Origin of the sequence: Variovorax paradoxus (assembly GCF_030815855.1) — a bacterium.
GTDB lineage: Bacteria > Pseudomonadota > Gammaproteobacteria > Burkholderiales > Burkholderiaceae_C > Variovorax > Variovorax paradoxus_M.
Genome location: NZ_JAUSXG010000001.1, coordinates 3,944,513 through 3,964,604 on the forward strand (window position 1 = coordinate 3,944,513; position 20,092 = coordinate 3,964,604).

Below are 20,092 nucleotides of genomic sequence, written 5' to 3' on the forward strand. Positions count from 1 at the left end.
GCGATGAGCACCCTCTTCCACCCGCTGCGCGTGAAGGCGATCGAGCCCGACACGGCCGAGGCCGTCATCGTCTCGTTCGAAGTACCGGCCGACCTGCGGGGAACCTTCGGCTTTACCCAGGGCCAATACCTCACGCTGCGCCGCGACGTCGGCGGGCAGGACCTGCGCCGTTCGTATTCGATCTGCGCCGGCCTCGACGACGGTGAGCTGCGCGTCGGCGTGCGCAAGGTGCGCGGCGGCGTTTTCTCCAACTGGATCAACGCGCACCTGCAGCCCGGCGACACCGTGCAGGTGATGGCGCCGCAGGGCCGCTTCTTCGTGCCGATCGAACCCGGCGCCGCGCGCCACCATGTCGGCATTGCGGGCGGCAGTGGCATCACGCCCATTCTCTCGATCATGAAGACCGTGCTGGCGCGCGAACCCCGGAGCCGCTTCACGCTGATCTACGGCAACCGGCAGCTCCAATCCACGATGTTCAAGGAAGAAATCGAGGACCTGAAGAACCGCTACATGACGCGCCTCGTGCTGCAGCATGTGTTCTCCGACGAGCACACCGATTCGCCGCTGGGCCGCGGCGTGATGAACCGCGAAAAGATCGGCGAGTTTCTGCAGGCCGTGGTTCCTGCCCGGAGCATCGATCACGTCTACGTCTGCGGTCCGTTCCAGATGAACGACGAGGCCGAGGCCGCGCTGCTTGCCGCGGGTGTGCCCGAGGAGCGCATCCACATCGAGCGCTTCGGCATCGCGCTGCCTTCGGCCACGTCAGCCCAGGTCGGAGCCGTGGTGCACGAGGCCTTGCCCGGCGATGCCAAGCAGGCGCGCATCACCATCGTGCGCGACGGCCTGCAGCGCGAAATCGCTTTTACCGAAGGCCAGCCGAGCATCCTCGACGCGGCCTCGGCGGCGGGGCTCGAAGTGCCCTTCTCTTGCACCTCCGGCGTATGCGGCACTTGCCGCGCCAAGCTGGTGGAGGGGGAAGTCCGCATGGAAAGAAACTTTGCGCTCGACAAGAATGAAGTGGCCGCAGGATTCGTGCTGACCTGCCAGGCGCACCCTCTGACGGAACGCGTCACCCTGTCGTTCGACGAGCGCTGAGACCACAACAACGATTTTTCAACCCGGAGACAAACCAAAATGAAATTCTTCAAGCCCCTGGCGATTGCCGCGCTGTGCGCCACAGCCGCCGTGGCCTGGGCCGATGTGAACGTCGGCGTGACGCTCTCGGCCACCGGCCCGGCCGCCTCGCTCGGCATTCCCGAGAAGAACACCATCTCCCTGATGCCCAAGACCATCGGCGGCCAGAAGATCAACTACATCGTGCTGGACGACGCCTCCGATACCACGGCGGCCGTGGCCAACACGCGCAAGCTCATTGCAGAGAACAAGGTCGACATCGTTCTGGGCTCCACCACCACGCCCAACTCGCTCGCAATGATCGACGTGGTGAGCGAAGCCAAGACGCCGATGATTTCCATCGCTGCCTCGGCCCGCATCGTCGAGCCGATGGACGCCAAGAAGCAGTGGGTCTTCAAGACGCCGCAGAACGACATCATGATGTCGCTGGCCATTGCCGAGCATATGGCCGCCAGCGGCGTGAAGACGGTGGCCTTCATCGGCTTTTCCGATGCCTACGGTGAAGGCTGGTCGCAGGAGTTCGCCAAGGCGGCCGAACTGAAGAAGCTCAAGATCGTGGCCAACGAGCGCTATGCGCGCACCGACACCTCGGTGACCGGCCAGGCCCTGAAGATCATGGCGGCCAAGGCCGACGCGGTGTTGGTCGCGGGCTCGGGCACGCCGGCCGCGCTGCCGCAGAAGACGCTCAAGGAACGCGGCTACACCGGCAAGATGTACCAGACCCACGGCGTGGCGAACGCCGACTTCCTGCGCGTCGGCGGCAAGGACGTGGAAGGCACCTTCCTGCCCGCGGGGCCTGTGCTGGTGGCCGAGCAGCTGCCCGCCAGCCATCCGGTAAAAAAATCGGCCATGGCCTACGTGACCGCCTACGAGGGCGCGAATGGCAAGAACACGGTGTCGACCTTCGGCGCGCACGCATGGGACGCGGGCCTGCTGATGACGTCCGCCGTGCCGGTGGCGCTGAAGAAGGCGCAGCCGGGCACCCCCGAATTCCGCGCCGCATTGCGCGACGCGCTCGAGCAGGTGAAGAACGTGGCCGGTGCCCACGGCGTATTCAACTTGACCGCCAACGACCACCTGGGCCTGGACCAGCGTGCGCGCGTCATGGTCAAGATCGAAAACGGCGCCTGGAAATACCAGCCCTGACCTGGTCTCGCTCCCTCCCCTTCCGGGGGAGGGTCGGGGTGGGGGCACGACGGCATCGACCTTCGTGCAGCCGTGAACGCGGGGGCCGCCCCCATCCCAACCTTCCCCCAAAGGGGGAAGGAGCAATGCAGGCACTGATTCGATACAAGGGCTGAGCCCAAAGGTTTTCTATGGATCTGCAGATCGCCCTTTTGCTGGGGCAGGACGGCATCGTGAACGGTGCCGTCTACGGATTGATGGCGCTCGCCCTGGTGCTGGTGTTCTCGGTCACGCGCGTCATCTTCATTCCCCAGGGCGAGTTCGTCGCCTTCGGGGCGCTGTCGATGGCCATGCTGCAAACGGGCCGCGTGCCGGCGACGCTGTGGCTGCTGATTGCGCTCGCCGCGATGGTGCTGGTGGTCGAGTTCTGGCGCTGGAAGCGCGGCGCGGTCGTCGACTGGGCTTCCGCACTTGCGTGGTGCGTCGTGTTGCCGCTGGCCGCGGCCGCGCTGGTCATGCTGCTCAAGCCCACCTCGATGGCGGCTCAGGCCGTCACCACGCTGGTCTTGATCGCGCCGCTCGGGCCGCTGCTGTATCGCCTCGCCTACCGGCCGTTGGCCGACGCCAGCGTGCTGATGCTGCTGATCGTCTCGGTCGCGCTGCACGGCGTGCTGGTGGGGCTCGGCCTGCTCTTCTTCGGCGCCGAAGGCTACCGCACCGCGCCGTTTTCCGAAGAGCGCTTCGACCTTGGCGGCATTCCGGTCAGCGGGCAATCGTTGGTGGTGGTGGGTGTCACGCTGCTGCTGGTGATTGCGATGTTCCTTTTCTTCGGCCGCTCGATGATCGGCAAGGCGCTGCGCGCCACCGCCATCAACCGGGTCGGGGCGCGGCTGTCGGGTATTCCGACCGAGCTTTCCGGCGACTTGAGTTTTGCGCTCGCGGCGCTCATCGGCGCAATTTCGGGCCTGCTGATTGCGCCGCTCACCACGGTGTATTACGACACCGGCTTCCTGATCGGCCTCAAGGGCTTTGTCGCCGCCATCGTGGGCGGGCTCGCGAGCTATCCGCTGGCGCTGGCGGGCGCGCTGCTCGTCGGGCAACTCGAAGCCTTCGCTTCGTTCTGGGCCAGCCCGTTCAAGGAAGTGCTGGTCTTCACGCTGATCATTCCGGTGCTGTGGTGGCGTTCGCTGCACAGCCATCATGTGGAGGACGAGGAATGAACGACACCTCCGCCAACAACACCGCGGCCGCGCCGCCGCCCAGTGGCCGCACGCTGGTCACGCCGCGGCAGCTCACGCTCGGCTTTGTCGTGCTGCTCGCAGCGGCCTGGGGCTTCCTCCCGGAGTTCACGGTGTCGGTGCTCAGCAACATCGGGCTCTATGCATTGGTTGCGGTCGGGCTGGTCATGCTGACCGGCGTGGGCGGCATGACGTCCTTCGGCCAGGCCGCATTCGTGGGCGTCGGCTCGTACGCGACCGCTTGGATCTGCACGTCGCCAACGGCGGCGGCATGGATGGGCAGCATCGTCGGCCCCGCCCTGCTGCCGTGGGCCGGGCTGCTGCTGGGCCTGCTGCTGACATTCGCCCTAGCATGGGCGCTCGGCGCGGTCACGCTCAAGCTGCAGGGGCACTACCTGCCGCTGTGCACCATTGCCTGGGGGCTGAGCCTTTACTACCTGTTCGGCAACATGGATTTCCTCGGCGGACAAACAGGCATCACCGGCGTGCCGCCGCTGGTGATTGCAGGCTTCTCGCTGGCCACGCCGCGTGCGCTTGGCGTGGTGATCTGGGCCGTGCTGCTGCTGGCGCTGTGGGCCATGCACAACCTGCTCGATTCCCGCGAAGGCCGTGCCATCCGCGCGCTCAAGGGCGGGCGGCTCATGGCCGAGTCGATGGGTGTGGACACGGCCCGCCACCGCGTGAAGCTCTTCGTGCTCGCCGCCCTGCTGGCGGCCGTGTCGGGCTGGCTCTATGCGCACCTGCAGCGCTTCGTGAACCCCACGCCCTTCAACCTGAACATCGGCATCGAGCTGCTGTTCATGGCGGTGGTCGGCGGCGCGGGGCACCTGTGGGGCGCGGTGCTGGGCGCGGCGCTCATCACGCTGCTGAAGGAAAAGCTGCAGGACGTGCTGCCCTCGCTGCTCGGCAGCAGCGGGAATTTCGAGGTGATCGTGTTCGGCCTGCTCATGCTCTTTGTGCTGCAGCGCTTTGCCGATGGCCTGTGGCCGACGCTCGCGCGCATTGCCAGGCGCTGGGTGCGCCCACATGCCGGTGCCGAGATCGACGCTTCGCAGCCCTCCGCGCCCGCGGTGCGACTGGCGCAGCGCAACCTGCCCGCCAAGGGAGAGGTGCTGCTGCAGGCCACCGGCGTCAGCAAGCGATTCGGCGGCCTCGTGGCCAACAACGACATCTCGATGACGCTCGCGGCCGGCGAGATCCACGCGTTGATCGGGCCGAACGGCGCGGGCAAGAGCACCTTCTTCAACATGATCTCGGGCGTGGACGATCCGAGCTCCGGCGAGGTGCGGCTGGCAGGCCAGCCAATGGGGGCCAAGCCTTCGCGCGTGTTTGCCGCGCTCGGGCTGGGCCGCACCTTCCAGCATGTGCGGCTGCTCGGGCAGCGCAGCGTGGTCGAGAACGTGGCACTGGGCGCGCACCTGCGTGCCAGGCGGGGCTGGCTCGCCGCCATGCTTCGGCTGGACCGCGCGGAAGAAGCCGCGCTGATGGCCGAAGCCCGCCGGCAGATCGAACGCTGCCGCCTTGGCGCGCATGCCGATACGCCGGCCGCATCGCTCTCGCTCGGCCAGCAGCGCGTGGTCGAGATTGCGCGCGCGCTGGCCGGCCAGCCCTCGGTGCTGCTGCTCGACGAACCCGCCGCCGGGCTGCGCCACCTGGAGAAGCGCGCGCTTTCCGTGCTGCTGAGCCAGTTGCGCGCCGAAGGCCTCGGCATTCTCGTGGTGGAACATGACATGGAATTTGTGATGAATCTTGCCGACCGCATCACCGTGCTCGAATTCGGCACCGTCATCGCCACCGGAACGCCGGCCGAAGTGCAGGCCAACCCGCGCGTGCTCGAGGCCTACCTGGGCGGCGCCGACGACCAGCTGCTGGAGCACGCACGATGAGCCATCCGCTGCTTCAGCTCGATGGTTTCTGCGTCGCCTACCGCACCGTGGAGGCCGTGCACAGCGTGCGCCTGCATGTGAACGAAGGCGAGATCGTCACCGTCATCGGGCCCAACGGCGCGGGCAAGACCACGCTGCTTTGCGCGGCCATGGGGCTGCTTCCTTCCACCGGCACGCTGGCCCTGCACGGCGAGCGCATTGCCCGGCCCGGTGTCGAGACCCTGGTGGCGCGCGGCGTGGCACTGGTGCCCGAGCGGCGCGAGCTGTTCGGCGACATGTCCGTCGAAGACAACCTGCTGCTCGGCGGCTTCTATCAATGGCGCAAGGGCAAGCGCGACCAGCGTGCGCGCATGGAAGAAGTGTTCGAGATCTTTCCGCGCTTGCGCGAGCGCAAGCCGCAGCTGGCCTCCACGCTCTCGGGCGGCGAGCGCCAGATGCTGGCCATCGGCCGCGCGCTGATGGCGCGACCCCGGCTCTTGATGCTCGATGAACCCTCGCTGGGCCTGGCGCCGCTGGTGGTGCGCGAAGTGCTGCGCGTGGTGTCGCAACTGCGCAGCCACGGCGTCTCGGTGCTGCTGGTGGAGCAGAACGCACGCGCCGCGCTGCAGGTGGCCGACCGCGCCTATGTGCTCGAGATGGGCGCCGTGGCGCTTGAAGGCAAGGCCGGAGACCTGCTGCACGACCAGCGAATCATCGACACCTATCTGGGCATCGGCAACAAACACTGAACGGTCTTCCTTTCCCTGCCTTTCTCCCTCCCCTTCCGGGGGAGGGTCGGGGTGGGGGCACGACGGCACTTGATAAAGCACTGCGCCGAACGAACGCCGCCTGCCCCCATCCCAGCCTTCCCCCGGAAGGGGAAGGAGCCAATACAAAGCCAAAGGACATCACCATGACCACTCTTCAAAGCTACATCGCCGGCCGCTGGATCGGCAAGGAAAGCGCCCAGCAGCTGCGCAGCGCCGTCAACGGCCAGCCCGTGGCCAGCACGCATGCCGAGGCCATCGACTTCGCCGAGGCGCTGAACCACGCACGCAGAACCGGCCTGCCCGCGCTGATGGCGCTCGACTTCCAGCAGCGCTCGGAGCGCCTGAAGGCGCTGGCCAAATACCTTGCGGCCAACAAGGAAACGCTCTACGCCATTTCGGCCCACACGGGCGCGACCCGCGCCGACAGCTGGATCGACATCGAGGGCGGCGCCGGCACCCTGAGCGCCTACGCGGGCATCGGCACCAACGAGCTGCCCTCCGGAAACCTGGTGCATGAAGGCCCGGCCTTCCCGCTCGGCAAGAAGGGCGGCTTCGCGGGCACGCACATCCTGGTGCCGCGCGGCGGCGTGGCGGTGCACATCAATGCGTTCAACTTTCCGGTGTGGGGGTTGCTCGAAAAATTCGCGCCCAGCTTTCTCGCGGGCATGCCGTGCATCGGCAAGCCGGCCACCGCGACAAGCTACGTGACCGAAGCGCTGGTGCGGCTCATCGTGCAGTCGGGCATCCTGCCGGAAGGCAGCCTGCAGCTCGTGGTCGGCGGCACGGGCGACCTGCTCGACCGGCTCGAAGGCCCGGACGTCGTCACCTTCACCGGCTCGGCCGACACCGCGGCCAGGCTGCGCGTGCACCCGAACTTGGTGCGCCATTCGATTCCATTCAACGCCGAGGCCGACTCGCTGAACTGCGCGATCCTTGCGCCTGACGTGACGCCCGACGACGAGGAGTTCGATCTCTTCGTGAAAGAGGTGGCACGCGAAATGACCATCAAGGCCGGCCAGAAGTGCACCGCCATCCGCCGCGCGATCGTGCCGCGCCAGCACCTCGATGCCGTGGCCGAGCGGCTGCGCGCGCGGCTTGCCAAGACCGTCGTCGGCGATCCTTCGCGCGAAGAGGTGCGCATGGGCGCCCTCGCCTCGCATGCGCAAAAGTCCGACGTGGCCGACCGTGTGGCCACGCTGCTGCAAGGCGCAGAACTGGTCTACGGCGAGCGCGACGGCTTCTCGCCCGTAGGCGACGGCGTGAGCGAAGGTGCGTTCTTCGCGCCCACGCTGCTGTTGAGTCGCAAGCCGCTCGAACACGATGCCGCGCACGACGTCGAAGCCTTCGGCCCCGTCAGCACGCTGATGCCTTACGACAGCACTGACGGCATCGACGAAGCGCTGGCATTGGCCGCACGCGGCCGCGGCAGCCTGGTCGGCACGCTGGTCACGCGCGACCCGGCCATCGCGGCCAAGGCCATTCCGGTCGCTGCCGCGTGGCATGGCCGCCTGCTGGTGCTCGACCGGGAAGCCGCCGCCGAATCGACTGGCCACGGCTCGCCGCTGCCGCAGCTCAAGCACGGCGGCCCCGGCCGCGCGGGCGGCGGTGAAGAGCTCGGCGGCCTGCGCGCGGTGAAGCACTACCTGCAGCGCGCCGCGGTGCAGGGCTCGCCCACCATGCTGGCCGCGATCACCGGCGAGCACGTGCGCGGCGCGGCCGTGCGCGAGAGCGAGGTGCATCCCTTCCGCCGCTATTTCGAAGACCTGCGCATCGGCGACTCGCTGCTCACGCACCGCCGCACCGTCGGCGAGGCCGACATCGTGGCCTTCGGCGGCATCTCGGGCGACTATTTCTACATGCACTTCGACGAGGTGGCGGCCAAGGAGTCGCCCTTCGGCAAGCGCATCGCGCATGGGTACTTCGTGCTGTCCGCCGCCGCAGGCCTCTTCGTCTCGCCCGCGCCGGGGCCGGTGCTCGCCAACTACGGCCTCGACACGCTGCGCTTCGTCAAGCCCGTGGGCATTGGCGACACCATCCGCGCGCGCCTGACCTGCAAGCGCAAGATCGACCGCAACAAGAAGGACGCGAGCGGCCAGGGCCAGGGCGTGGTGGCCTGGGACGTGGAGGTGACGAACCAGGACGGCGAACTGGTCGCGAGCTACGATATCCTGACCCTCGTCTCCAAGAAACCAGAATCCACCTGATGTTCGATCTCACAGGAAAAACAGCGCTCGTCACCGGCGGCAACGGCGGCATCGGCCTGGGCATGGCCCAGGGCCTTGCCAAGGCTGGCGCCCGCGTCATCGTGGCCGCGCGCAACGCCCAGAAATCGGCCGCCGCGGTCGAGGCGCTCAAGGCGCTGGGCAGCGACAGCTTCGCGCTCGAAGTCGACGTGGCCAACGAAGCCTCGGTGCAGAAGGCCTTCGACGAAGCGGCCGAACGCTGCGGCAGGCTCGACATCCTCATCAACAACGCCGGCACCACGGTGCGCAAGCCGGTCGACCAGCTCGCGCTGGACGAGTGGCACAAGGTGATGGACACCAACCTCACCAGCGCCTTTCTGTGCAGCCGCGCCGCGCATCCTCATCTGAAGAAGGCGGGCGGCAAGATCATCAACATCGGCTCGATGATGTCGATCTTCGGCGCACCTTATGCCCCGGCCTATGCCGCGAGCAAGGCGGGCATCGTACAACTCACAAAGTCGACCGCGCTTTCGTGGGCGGCCGACAACATCCAGGTCAACGCGATTCTCCCCGGCTGGTTCGAAACCGAGCTGACCGACGGCGCACGCAGCCAGATTCCAGGCCTGTACGACCGCGTGGTCGCCCGCGCCGCCGCGGGCCGCTGGGGCCAGCCGTCCGACATTGCCGGCACCGCGGTGTTTCTCGCAAGTCAGGCCTCGGACTATGTGACCGGTACAGCCATCCCCGTGGACGGCGGATTTTCCATCTCTGGCTGAAGTCGGGCGGGCCGTGTAAATTCGGCCGCCATGCTTCTCTGGTTTCAGATCTTTCTTTTTGTCGCCGGCACGGTCGCGCTGCTGTACGTCTCGCGCGGTCCGCTGAGCCAGCCCGGATCGCACGGCTTCTACCGCTTTTTCGCCTGGGAATGCATGCTGGCGCTGATCATCGTGAACCTGCCGGTGTGGCATGTCGACCCGCTGTCGTTCACCCAGTTGCTCTCTTGCGTGTTCCTGGCGCTCTCGATCTGGCTGCCGATCCACGCGGTGAAGCTGCTCAAGGCGCAGGGCAAACCGACCGAGGCCCGCAACGACGACCCGGCCCTCTACGGTTTCGAGAAGACTTCGTCGATCGTGACCGCTGGCGCCTTCCGCTACATTCGCCACCCCATGTACACGGCACTGATGCTGCTGGCCTGGGGTGCCTTCCTCAAGCAGTTCACCTGGCTGACCCTTGCGCTGGTGCTGGCGGCCACGGCGCTCCTGTTTCTGACGGCCCGCAGCGACGAAAAGGAATGCATCGCGCACTTTGGCGACGCGTACCGCGAGTACATGCGCCGCACGCGGCGCTTCATTCCGTTCGTGCTGTGAAAAGCCCGGGCTTTCCCAGCGGGGTACAGGCCGCGCTCCTGTTCCTGGCGCTGTTCCTGTGCGAATTCGTCATTGCCGTTGCGTTGCGCGACGCCAACCGATGGCTCGGACTCAACGACATGCAACTCGGCGTGCTTTCCGCCGTGCTGGGCAACGGCTGCGTGTTCGCGGGCGTCATGCACTTCCAGCAGCTCACCTACCGCGAGCTGTTCCACCAGTCGCCGGCCTCTGCCAGGGCCACGCTGGTGCTGATCGTGCCGCCTGTTCTGCTGCTCGTGCCGGGGCTGATGGTGGTGATCGTGACCGCGATGAACCTGCTGATGCGGGTCGTGCCGCTTTCCGCCTGGGAGGAATCGATGTTCAGCCGCATGGCCGACGGCAGCGTTGCCGCCACGCTGGCGGTATGCGTGATGGCGCCCCTGCTCGAGGAAATGCTGTTCCGCGGCATCGTGCTGCGCGGGTTCCTGCAGCGCTATTCGAGGTGGCAGGCCATCGTGGGCTCGGCACTGCTTTTCGGGGCCGCGCACCTGAACATCTATCAGTTCGTGGTGGGCCTGGTCATGGGCACGGTGCTCGGATGGCTCTATGAGCGCACACGCTCGCTCATTCCCTGCATCGCACTGCATGCGGCCTACAACACCGGCACCATCTTCGCGAGCGACCTGCCCGAAACCATTTCTCTCTCCGACACCGCGCTGGCCTTGCTGCTGATCGTGCTGGCGACCGCGTGCGGCGTGCTGGCTTTGCGGCACATGCTGATGGCGCCCATTGCGCGCAGGCCGGCGCCCTGAACCCGCGCCCCATCCTTCAGGAAACTAGGCTTGCACGGGCGGAAACGGCCGCGCATCCACCGCCTCGCCGTCGACGATGAAGTGACCGCCCGCCACATGGTGCAGCGTGCGCAGTTCGTCATGCCCCGTGAAGTTCCAGCGCCCCTCTGCGAACACACGCGAATCGGCCTGCGCGGCGATCACCTCGCCCAGGAACAGGTCGTAGCGCTGCTGAATTTGCGGCTCTGGCAGCAGCCGGCATTCGAGCCATGCCACGCAGCCTTCCAGCAGGGGCGCATCGGTTGCCTCGCTTGCGAAAGTCTGCAGCCCGTAGGCCGAGAATTTGTCGTGTCCATCGCGTTCGACGATCTCGCGGCCCGAGCTGTTGCCCAGGGCTTCCGTCAGGTCGAGCTGGGCGCGTGAGGGCACCTGCAGCGCAAAGGTGCCGGCGCCCTCGAGCAGCGTGCGTGTCCAGGTGCTCTTGTCGAGTACCACGGCCACCTTGGGCGGGTCGAAGTCCAGTGGCATGGCCCAGGCCGCGGCCATGATGTTGCGTTGGCCGCCATGGGCGGCACTCACGAGCACGGTGGGGCCGTGGTTGAGCAGGCGGTAAGCCTTGGCGAGCGGGACTGGCCGGCGGTGAATGGCGTTCATGCACCGCATCCTACCGGCGCGCGCCAAGGCGGCTGCTATGCGCTCGCGCGCGTGAGCATGCGGCCGGCTCGCGCGAGCACGCTCGCCGGCGCACCTTGGCCTCCGCGATACGCCAGCACGCCGTTCACGAACACGCGTTCCACGCCCAGGCTCACGCCATGCGGCTTGTCATAGGTGGCGGTGTCGGCAATGGTTTCGGGGTCGAACACCACCACGTCGGCCATGGCGTCCACGCGCAGCAACCCGCGGTCGGCAATCCGCAGGTTGCGCGCGGTCATGCCGGTCATCTTGTGCACGGCCTGCTCCAGCGTGAACAGGCGGCGCTGGCGCCAGTAGCGCGCGAAGACGCGCGGAAATGCGCCCCACAGGCGCGGATGCGGATGGCGGTCGGTGCGGCAGGCCGTCGCTGCCGATCATGGTGAGCGGGTGGGCAATGACGCGCTCCACGTCTTCTTCCTGCATCTGGAAGTAGCAGGCGCCGCCGGGCTTGAGAAGCAGGCAGGCCTCCTGCTCGGTGGTGCCCCACTCGCGCGCAATGTCGGAGATGAGCCGACCGGTCATCTCGGGGTGCGGATCGGACCAGGTCAGCAGCACGTCGATGACGCCGTCGACCAGGTCTTCGCGCAGCACGGTGGAGCCGGCCACGTAGGGGTACACGTCCATTGCGATCTGCTGGCGCTCCGCCAGCGCCTCGATCAGCGGCAGCGTTTCCTTCGTGCGGCCCCAGTTGGCGGGGCCGGCGCACTTGTGGTGCGAGATGACGAGCGGCACGCCGGCGCTGAAGGCGGTGTCGCCCGCTTCGTGCAGCGCCTCGATGATCTGCTGCATTTCACTGCGCAGATGCGTCGCGTAGACGCCGCCGTGCCTTGCGACGACGCGCGCGAGCGCAGTCACTTCCTCGGCGGGTGCGGCAAACGCTTCTTCATAGAACAGGCCCGACGACATGCCATGCGCACCTTCGGCCATGCTGCTGTCGAGCAGGGCCGCCATGCGCGCCAGTTCGTCGCTGCTCGCTGGGCGATCGAGCGCCTCCATCGCCGCGAAACGCAGCGTGGTGTGGCCCACCAGCGCCGCCACGTTGAGTGCGGGCTGCGTCGCATCGACAGCCGCGCGGTACTCGGCCATGGTGGCGTGCTTGAACGACTCTGCGCCCAGCAGCGTGAGCGGCGGTTTGGACTGCGGCGTGCGGTACGGCGCGAGCGAGATGCCGCAGTTGCCGGTCACCACGGTGGTGATGCCCTGCGATACCTTCGGCAGGCACAGCGGGTCGCGAAGCACGATGGCGTCGTCGTGCGTGTGCGCGTCGATGAAGCCGGGCGCAATCACCTTGGTGCGGCAGTCGACGATGTCGATATCGGCCAGCGCGAGTCCCTCGGGCAGCCGCTCACGCAGTCCTTCGCCGAGCGCAACGATTCGATCGCCCTGCAGCAGCACGTCGCCGGTCCATGAAGGCCCACCCGAGCCGTCGACCACCAATCCCGCCTCGAGCAATATGGCTTTGGCTCCGCTCACGATGCGCGGCCTCCCGTGTTGATGCCGCCGCCGTCCCAGCTTTGCAGCGGGTGCGTGGCGGCGTCGATGCCGTGGCGCTGGAAGGCTTCGCGCGCGCGCTGCAGGCGCTGCACCGCGGGCTCGCCGCGCCGCTGCGCCACCAGCACCGTGAGAATCTCGATGGCAGTGAGATGCGTCAGGTAGGCATCGATGCCCACGTGCATCACGGCATCGTCGGGCACCGAAAGGCCCAGCAGAAAGTCGGCCTTGGCCGCGAGCGCCGTACCAGGGCGCGTGAGCGCGACCACCTTGGCGCCCTGGCCGCGCGCAATGTCCACCGCGTCAAGCAGCGACGGCATGCCGCCCACGTGCGAGATGGCAATGACCACGCCGCCCGGACGCTGCGCCGCACCCGCCACCTGCTGCAGGTGGTAGTCGGCCCAGGCGTTGGCCGAGAGGCCGAGCCTGAAGAGCCGCGCCTGCAGGTCGTTGGCCATGAACCACGACGTGGCGCCCGCGCCGTACAAGTCGACGTGCGGCGCGGCCGCAATGGCGGCCACGGCACCGTCGAGCACCTGCATGTCGAGCTGCCCGCGCACGCCCGAGACCGAAGCCGCCGCGCTGCGCGCGATCTTGCTGACGACTTCATCGGCCGCGTCCTCGATGTTCACGCGCCGGTGCAGCGGCGAGCCGCCCAGCGCGAGCTCTTGCGCGAGCGCGAGCTTGAACTCGCGCAGTCCCGCAAAGCCCAGATCGCGGCAGGTGCGCATGATGGTGGGCACCGAGCTGCCCGAGCGCTCGGCCAATTGCTCGAAGCTTTCCTCGAGGGCGCGGTCGGGGTCTTCGAGGATCAGATCCAGAATCGCGCGGCGCGTGGCCGGTGCGCTGCTGCGAATTTCGCCGATCTTCTGAAGCAATGAGGGGGTCATCGGTGGATGTGGTTCAGAAGTGCATGGCGACGGCGTCGCTCACGCGGTAGTTCTCTTCGACCACCGGCATCCAGTGCCATTTGTCGAAGGTGGTGCAGGGGTGCGAAATGCCCAGGCCGACACGGTCGCCGACCGCGGGTGCCTGTGCTTCTTCGGAAGCGTCCCAGCGCAGGTAGGCGTGCTGGTCATTGAGTGCGGTGATCTTCCAGCCCTCGGGCACGCCTTGCGCTTCGAGCACGCCGCGTGTGGCACGCGCGATCGGCACCGGCATCGAAAGGTCGAAGGAGATGTCGCGCTTGCCCACGGCCAGGATCGCCAAGCCGGGCTCGGGACGCGACTGCACCGTGGCCCACACTTCCATCGCGGGGCGCAGGCTCTCGCCGCAATGGCAGCCCAGCCGCTCGTCCACCGCGCTCACCATGCGCTTGTAGAAGCCGTGATCGTGCGTGACATAGCAGCCGGAGCGCAGCAGGCCGCGCACGGGCGAACCGAGCGCGGGCTTCAGGCGGCCGGCCACCAGGTCGAAGATGGCCGAGCCGCCGGCGGAGACCAGCACCTCGTCGGCCTCGAACAGCTGCTGTGTGTCGCAATGGCGCGCAATGGCTTCCACGCGGTCCATCAGTGTGTCGGCGTAGGCCGTGTCGGGTTCGCTGGCACCGGTGGCGCCCTGCCCTTCATAGGTCTCGATGCCCACGAGCTTGACCGCATCGCTGGCACGCAGGCGCGTGGCGAGCGCCACCGCCTCCTCATGCGTGCGGCAGCCGGTGCGCGCGCCTTCGACGCCGATCTCCAGCATCACCTCGAACGGCACGCTCTCGGCATGGCGCTTCGACCAGTCTTCGACCAGCGCGAGCTGCGCCAGCGAATCGACGAGGAACACCACGCGCAGGTCGGCATGCGCCTGCAGCAGCAGCTGGATGCCGGCCAGGTCTTCGTCGCTGACCACCTGGTTGGCGATGAGCGTGCGGCGCGCGCCGGCCGCCACCCCCACGGCAAGCTGCGTCACCGTGGCGAAGGTCAGGCCCCAGGCACCCGCATTCAGCTGGCGCTGGAAGAGCTGCGGCGACATGGTGGTCTTGCCGTGCGGTGCGAGGTCGATGCCCCATTCGCGCACGCGCGACTGCATCCAGGCCAGGTTGTGCTCGAGTGCCTCGCGCTTGAGCACGGCCAGCGGCAGCGGCAGGTCGCCCGCGAGCACGTTCCAGCCCGCGGCGCCAACCTCGCTGCGGCGGCGCGGCGGCTGGGTGCGCGGGTAACCCTTGAAGTTGCTGCCCAGCATCGGGTCGTTGAAGTCCTTGTCGGCGAGAGCGGCTGTGTCGGTCATGGTCATGCGGCAATGTGGGAAAGCAGTTCCTTGCGGATGCAAGCGCTGTAGTGTCCGGGAGAAATCTCGTCGAGCGGCGGCACCGTCTGCGCGCAGGCTTCGATGGCGTGCGGGCAACGGGTGCGGAACACGCAACCCGAAGGCGGCGAGATCGGGCTGGGAATGTCGCCCTTGAGTGCGATGCGTTCGGTGGCAAGCGTCGGGTCGGGCTTCGGACTCGCGGCCAGCAGCGCCTGGGTGTAGGGGTGCGAGGGCCGCGCAAACAGCTCATCGGTGGTGGCCACTTCCATCACCTTGCCGAGGTACAGCACCACGACCCGGTCGCACAGGTACTCGACCACGTCGAGGTCGTGCGAGATGAAAAGCATGGTGAGCCCGAGCCGCTCGCGCAGGTCAGCCAGCAGGTTGATGACCTGCGACTGGATCGACACGTCCAGCGCCGAGAGCGGCTCGTCGGCCACGATGAACTCCGGCTCGACCGCAAGCGCGCGTGCCACACCGATGCGCTGGCGCTGGCCGCCCGAGAACTCGTGCGGAAAGCGGCTCGCGTGCTCGGCGCGCAGGCCCACGGTTTCGAGCAGCTCCGCAATGCGCTTGTCGCGCGCGGCGGCGCCCTTGTGCAGGCCGTGCGTGGACAGCGCCTCGCCGAGGATGGCGCTGATGCGCATCTTCGGATTCAGGCTTGCATACGGGTCCTGGAAAATGATCTGCAGCTTGCTGCGCAGCTTGCGCATGCGCTCGCCCGAGAGCGCGCCGATGTCGTCGCCGCGGTAGAGCACCTGGCCCTCGGTGCGTTCGACCAGCCGCAGCACGGTGCGGCCGATGGTGCTCTTGCCCGAGCCCGATTCGCCGACAAGGCCCAGCGTTTCGCCGGGACGGATGGCAAACGACACATCGTCGACCGCGCGCACCGGGCGGTCGCTGCTGCCGAAGTATTTCTTGAGTCCGCGGACTTCGATGAGAGGGGCGGCGGTGGTCATCGTGGGGATGGGGGATTGGCTCCCTCCCCTTCCGGGGGAGGGTTGGGGTGGGGGCTCTGGGCGGTGGAGACCGTCGCGAAGATGGAATGGCCGCGTGCCCCCACCCCAGCCCTCCCCCGGAAGGGGAGGGAGCAAGACAGGGGCAGCAGCGGGCGTCTCATGCGACCCTCGCGAGTCGGGCGTCCGGCTGCACGCGAATGCAGCGCGCCTGGCGGTCTTGGCGGATATCGATCAACGGCGGAATCTCTTCCCTGCAAGCCGGCAGTGCGTGGTCACAGCGCGGCTCGAAGGCGCAACCGGGCGGCGGCGCAAGCGGGCTCGACACCTGCCCGCGAATCGCGAACAGCCGCTTGGGCTTGGGCTGCCCCGGCAGGCGCGCTTTGCCCGGCAGGCAGGCCAGCAGGCCCTGCGTGTACGGATGTTCGGGCTGCGCGAACAGCGGCCGCACCGGCGCGCTCTCGACCACGCGGCCCGCATAGAGCACCACCACATCGTCTGCATGGTGCGCGACCACGCCGAGGTTGTGCGTGATGAAGAGGATGCTCATGCCGGTCTCGGCCTGCAGCCGGCGCATGAGCTCGAGAATCTGCGCCTGGATGGTCACATCGAGCGCCGTGGTGGGCTCGTCCGCAATCAGGAGCGTCGGGTCGCAGGCCATGGCCAGCGCGATCATCACGCGTTGGCGCATGCCGCCCGAGAGTTGGTGCGGGTACTCGTGGATCCGTTGCGCCGCCGCCGGAATCTCGACCAGCTCCAGCATGCGCAGCGCGTGGGCCATGGCCGCCTTGCGGTCCAGCCCCTTGTGCAGCCGCACGCTTTCGGCAATCTGCTCGCCGATGGTGAAGACCGGGTTCAGGCTGGTCATCGGCTCCTGGAAGATCATCGACAGCTGGTTGCCGCGCAAGCTGCGCATCTCGCGTTCGCCGATCTGCAGCAGGTCGAGCACCTTGCCTTCCCGGGTGACGAAAGAGGCCGAGCCGCTGACCTGCGCATTCGCGGTCTTGGGCAACAGGCGCATCAGCGTGAGGCTGGTGACCGACTTGCCCGAGCCCGATTCGCCGACCAGCGCGGTCGTCTTGCCGGGCTGGATCGAGAAGCTCACATCGGCCACCGAACGGATCAGGCCGTCCTCGGTGGGAAAGCTGGTGCTCAGGTTGTTGACCGTGAGGCGTGGGGTGTTCGTGGCGTTCGTCATCACGCGGTCTTCTTCAGCTTGGGGTCCAGCAGGTCGCGCACGCCATCGCCCAGCAGTTGCAGCGAAAGCGCGGTGAAGATGATGGCGAGCCCCGGGAACAGCACCACCCAGAAGGCCTGGTGCGCGTACTGCTGGCTGCCCGCCACCATGGTGCCCCAGGTGGGAATTTCGGGCGGCACGCCGACGCCGAGGAACGAGAGGCCCGCCTCGGCCAGGATGGCGTAGGCGAAGATGAACGACACCTGCACGAGGATCGGCGACATCAGGTTCGGCAGGATGTGGCGCCACAGGATGCGCGAAGTGCGCACGCCCAATGCCCGCACCGCCTCGACGAACAGCAGCTCGCGCACCACCAGTGTCGATGCCCGCACCACCCGCGCCACACGCGGCGTGTAGACCAGCACCAATGCGAGCACGGTGTTGACGAGCGATGGCCCTAGGATCGCCACCAGCGCGATGGCCAGCAGGATGTCGGGGAAGGACATCATCGCGTCGACCACGCGCATCAGCGGCGTGTCGAGCCGGCGGAAGAAGCCGGCCATCAGGCCGAGCACGGTACCGGCGACGACCGAACCGAGCGCAGTGAGCGCCGCGATGGCCAGCGAGTAGCGCGCACCGTGCACGATGCGCGAGTACATGTCCCGGCCGAGCTCGTCGGTGCCCAGCAGGTGCTCGGCGCTCGGACCCTTCAAGCGCTGCAGCACGGCGGTGTCGTTGGGATCGATGGAGGCGAACAGCGGCGCGCCGATGGCGAGCACCGCGATCACCAGCAGCACCATCGCGGAGACCATCACGATGCGCCGGTGCATCAGCTGGCGGAGCATTCGGGGCATCTGCATTTTGTTCTTCCCTCAGACCTTCACGCGCGGATCGACGACGGCGTACAGCAGGTCGATGGAGAAATTGATCAGCACGTAGATCGCGGCGATCACCAGCAGCGCACCCTGGATCACCGGATAGTCGCGCCGCAGGACCGCACTCACCACGAGATTGCCGACGCCCGGCAGGCCGAACACGGTTTCGGTGATGACGGCGCCGCCGATCATCAGCGCGACCGTGAGGCCGATCACCGTGACGATGGGCACCAGCGCATTGCGCAGCGCATGCTTGAGCACGACAGTGCTTTCGCTCAAACCCTTGGAGCGCGCGGTGCGCACATAGTCTTCGCCGAGCACGTCGAGCATCGAGGCGCGGGTGAAGCGGATGATGAGCGCTGAATTCAACAAGCCCAGCACCGTGGCCGGCAGCACCAGCGAATGCAGCCGCTCGGCCAGTGCCGCATCGGGCGCGCCGTAGCCCGACACCGGGAACCAGCCGAACGACACCGCAAAGACCTGGATCAGCACGATGCCCAGCCAGAAGCTCGGAATGCTCGCGCCCAGCATCGCCACGCCGGTGAACAGTTGGTCGACCACCCGTCCGCGGAACACGGCCGAAACGATGCCGCAGGGCACACCGATCAGCGCGGCGATGGCCACCGCCATCAGCGCGAGCAGCGTGGTGGGCTCGGCGCGCTCCCACAGCGCCTGCGTCACCGGCCGCTGCAGGAAGATCGAGGTGCCGAGGTTGCCCTGCAACACTTCGCGCAGCCAGTAGCCGAACTGCACGGGCAGTGGCTTGTCCAGGCCGTACTCTTTCTGCACGCGGGCGATGTCGGCCGCGGTGGCCTGGTCACCCAGCAGCACCGAGACCGGGTCGCCCGAGGCCGCGCGCGTGAGCACGAAGACGAGCACCGCCACGATGGCGAGCACGACGAGCATGCCGGCCGCGCGCGAGGCGATGTAGCGAAGCGAAGACTTCTTCATCACGCGGAAAACTCGATGGCGGCCGCGCTGCCCACCGCCACGTACTGGCCGGTGAACTTGATGTCGCCCTTCTGCACGCGGAACACCGTCACGTTGTCGCCCTGCTTGTTGTGGCACACATAGAGGAATCGGCCGCTCGGGTCGAGCGTGCAGCTGCGCGGGTAGTTGCCGCGCGACCACTCTTCGCGCACGAGCGTGGGGGCGCCGGTGCGGGCATCGATCTTGAACAGCGAGATCGAATCGTGCAGGCGGTTCAGCGACACGAAGTGCTGGCCGTCCGGCAGCATGCGGATGCCCGATGCATAGCTGGTGCCCTTGAAGCCCTTCGGCAGCGCCGAGGTTTCGCTCACCGGCGTGAGCACGCCCGTGCCGGCGTCATAGCGCATGAAGGCGATGGTCGAGGCCTCTTCGTTCACGAGGTAGAGCCACTTGCCGTTCAGGTGAAAAACGAAGTGGCGCGCGCCCGAGCTTTCGGAAACGGCGACGGTGCTGGGCTGGCTCAGCACGCCGGTCGCACGGTCGAAGCGGTATGAGATCACGCGGTCCAGGCCGAGGTCCGCCACCAGCACGAAGTTGCCTCCGGGATCGCTGTGCACCATGTGCGCATGCGGGCCGTCGTGGTCGCTGGTGGCAAAGCCTTCGTGCGAACGGGCCGCGGCCGGCACCGCGTCGGCGCCGGGCTTGCAGGGCGCCGCGCCGCAAGCGGCCGCATCCTTGTAGACGACCGCCGCGCGGTCTGTTTCGAAGCCGCGATCGGCGCGCAGCGCGATCACGCTGACGTCACCGCTCGCGTAGTTGGCCGTGAACAGGAAGCGGCCATCGGGATGCACGCTGATGTGCGCCGGGTCCTTGCCGCCGCAGGCCATCTCGGCCACGAACGACAGCGCGCCGTTCGCGCCGATGCGGAAGGCCGACACCGAGCCGGCCTCGAATTCGTTGGCGGCGTAGAGCAGCGGCAGCGTCGGATGGCGCGCGAGCGATGCGGGGTTGCGCAGCTTGGCGTCGTCTCCGGTGCTCGCCACGGCAGGCGGTGCGCCGGGAATGGGCTTGAGCGCACCGGTTGCGCCGTCCACCACGAACTGGTGCACGCCGAGGCCGCGTCCGCCGCGCCACGGCTTGCCGCCATCGGTGTAGGTACCGACGTAGGCGTACACAGGACCGGATGTGGCGGCTTGCACGGAAGAAGCCGAGAGGCCGAGGGCTCCGAGGCCGGAGGCCAGTGCGCTGGCTTGCAGAAGTTGGCGACGCGATGGCATGGCGTT

17 protein-coding genes and 1 pseudogene are annotated in these 20,092 nt (G+C 67.7%); 9 read left to right on the forward strand and 9 right to left on the reverse strand.

Features of this window, described 5'->3' with window-relative positions:
* Nucleotides 1-3 precede the first annotated feature (3 nt).
* From paaE to QFZ42_RS19035, 9 genes are all read left to right on the forward strand, one after another.
* Nucleotides 4-1,095 carry a 1,2-phenylacetyl-CoA epoxidase subunit PaaE gene (gene paaE, locus QFZ42_RS18995; protein WP_307702448.1) on the forward strand — a complete coding sequence of 364 codons (1,092 nt, stop codon included), beginning with the start codon at nucleotides 4-6 and terminating at the stop codon, nucleotides 1,093-1,095.
* A 39-nt stretch (nucleotides 1,096-1,134) separates the two neighbouring features.
* On the forward strand, nucleotides 1,135-2,280 hold the full coding sequence (locus QFZ42_RS19000; protein WP_307702449.1) for an ABC transporter substrate-binding protein: 1,146 nt from the start codon (nucleotides 1,135-1,137) through the stop codon (nucleotides 2,278-2,280).
* Nucleotides 2,281-2,450: 170 nt separating this feature from the next.
* Nucleotides 2,451-3,479, forward strand: a complete 1,029-nt coding sequence (locus QFZ42_RS19005; RefSeq protein ID WP_307702450.1) for a branched-chain amino acid ABC transporter permease — start codon at nucleotides 2,451-2,453, stop codon at nucleotides 3,477-3,479.
* Nucleotides 3,476-5,383: a branched-chain amino acid ABC transporter ATP-binding protein/permease gene (locus QFZ42_RS19010; RefSeq protein WP_307702451.1), complete on the forward strand. Its 1,908-nt coding sequence runs from the start codon at nucleotides 3,476-3,478 to the stop codon at nucleotides 5,381-5,383. The genes QFZ42_RS19005 and QFZ42_RS19010 overlap by 4 nt, the downstream gene beginning before the upstream one ends.
* Nucleotides 5,380-6,111 carry an ABC transporter ATP-binding protein gene (locus QFZ42_RS19015; protein WP_307702452.1) on the forward strand — a complete coding sequence of 244 codons (732 nt, stop codon included), beginning with the start codon at nucleotides 5,380-5,382 and terminating at the stop codon, nucleotides 6,109-6,111. The genes QFZ42_RS19010 and QFZ42_RS19015 overlap by 4 nt, the downstream gene beginning before the upstream one ends.
* 164 nt (nucleotides 6,112-6,275) lie before the next feature.
* The gene (gene paaZ, locus QFZ42_RS19020; RefSeq protein ID WP_307702453.1) at nucleotides 6,276-8,336 is read left to right on the forward strand and encodes a phenylacetic acid degradation bifunctional protein PaaZ; all 2,061 of its coding nucleotides are present in this window, start codon (nucleotides 6,276-6,278) and stop codon (nucleotides 8,334-8,336) included.
* Nucleotides 8,336-9,091: an SDR family NAD(P)-dependent oxidoreductase gene (locus QFZ42_RS19025; RefSeq protein ID WP_307702454.1), complete on the forward strand. Its 756-nt coding sequence runs from the start codon at nucleotides 8,336-8,338 to the stop codon at nucleotides 9,089-9,091. The genes paaZ and QFZ42_RS19025 overlap by 1 nt, the downstream gene beginning before the upstream one ends.
* A gap of 30 nt (nucleotides 9,092-9,121) precedes the next feature.
* The gene (locus QFZ42_RS19030; protein ID WP_307702455.1) at nucleotides 9,122-9,682 is read left to right on the forward strand and encodes a methyltransferase family protein; all 561 of its coding nucleotides are present in this window, start codon (nucleotides 9,122-9,124) and stop codon (nucleotides 9,680-9,682) included.
* Entirely contained in the window at nucleotides 9,679-10,473 is a 795-nt protein-coding gene (locus QFZ42_RS19035) for a CPBP family intramembrane glutamic endopeptidase (RefSeq protein WP_307702456.1), read from the forward strand. Before QFZ42_RS19030 ends, QFZ42_RS19035 begins: the two co-directional genes overlap by 4 nt.
* Before the next feature lie 24 nt (nucleotides 10,474-10,497).
* Here the strand turns inward: QFZ42_RS19035 and QFZ42_RS19040 are convergent, their stop codons facing one another.
* The 9 genes and pseudogenes from QFZ42_RS19040 to QFZ42_RS19080 all read right to left on the reverse strand — a co-directional run bounded on the left by QFZ42_RS19040 (nucleotide 10,498) and on the right by QFZ42_RS19080 (nucleotide 20,086).
* A complete protein-coding gene (locus tag QFZ42_RS19040; protein ID WP_307702457.1) occupies nucleotides 10,498-11,106 on the reverse strand; it encodes a flavin reductase family protein in 609 nt (202 codons plus the stop codon).
* Between the two features lie 35 nt (nucleotides 11,107-11,141).
* Nucleotides 11,142-12,618, reverse strand: a pseudogene (locus QFZ42_RS19045) (N-acyl-D-amino-acid deacylase family protein).
* Nucleotides 12,615-13,526 (reverse strand): MurR/RpiR family transcriptional regulator, encoded by a 912-nt coding sequence (locus tag QFZ42_RS19050; RefSeq protein ID WP_307702458.1) that lies wholly within the window; start codon nucleotides 13,524-13,526, stop codon nucleotides 12,615-12,617. The pseudogene QFZ42_RS19045 and the gene QFZ42_RS19050 overlap by 4 nt, the downstream one beginning before the upstream one ends.
* Nucleotides 13,527-13,539: 13 nt before the next feature.
* Nucleotides 13,540-14,850 carry an amino acid deaminase gene (locus tag QFZ42_RS19055; protein ID WP_307704267.1) on the reverse strand — a complete coding sequence of 437 codons (1,311 nt, stop codon included), beginning with the start codon at nucleotides 14,848-14,850 and terminating at the stop codon, nucleotides 13,540-13,542.
* A gap of 2 nt (nucleotides 14,851-14,852) precedes the next feature.
* On the reverse strand, nucleotides 14,853-15,830 hold the full coding sequence (locus QFZ42_RS19060) for an ABC transporter ATP-binding protein (RefSeq protein WP_307702459.1): 978 nt from the start codon (nucleotides 15,828-15,830) through the stop codon (nucleotides 14,853-14,855).
* Between the two features lie 157 nt (nucleotides 15,831-15,987).
* A complete protein-coding gene (locus QFZ42_RS19065) occupies nucleotides 15,988-17,025 on the reverse strand; it encodes an ABC transporter ATP-binding protein (RefSeq protein ID WP_307702460.1) in 1,038 nt (345 codons plus the stop codon).
* Nucleotides 17,025-17,864 (reverse strand): ABC transporter permease, encoded by an 840-nt coding sequence (locus QFZ42_RS19070; RefSeq protein WP_307702461.1) that lies wholly within the window; start codon nucleotides 17,862-17,864, stop codon nucleotides 17,025-17,027. The genes QFZ42_RS19065 and QFZ42_RS19070 overlap by 1 nt, the downstream gene beginning before the upstream one ends.
* Nucleotides 17,865-17,876: 12 nt before the next feature.
* Entirely contained in the window at nucleotides 17,877-18,830 is a 954-nt protein-coding gene (locus QFZ42_RS19075; protein ID WP_307702462.1) for an ABC transporter permease, read from the reverse strand.
* Entirely contained in the window at nucleotides 18,830-20,086 is a 1,257-nt protein-coding gene (locus QFZ42_RS19080; protein ID WP_307702463.1) for a lactonase family protein, read from the reverse strand. The genes QFZ42_RS19075 and QFZ42_RS19080 overlap by 1 nt, the downstream gene beginning before the upstream one ends.
* Nucleotides 20,087-20,092: the final 6 nt, after the last annotated feature.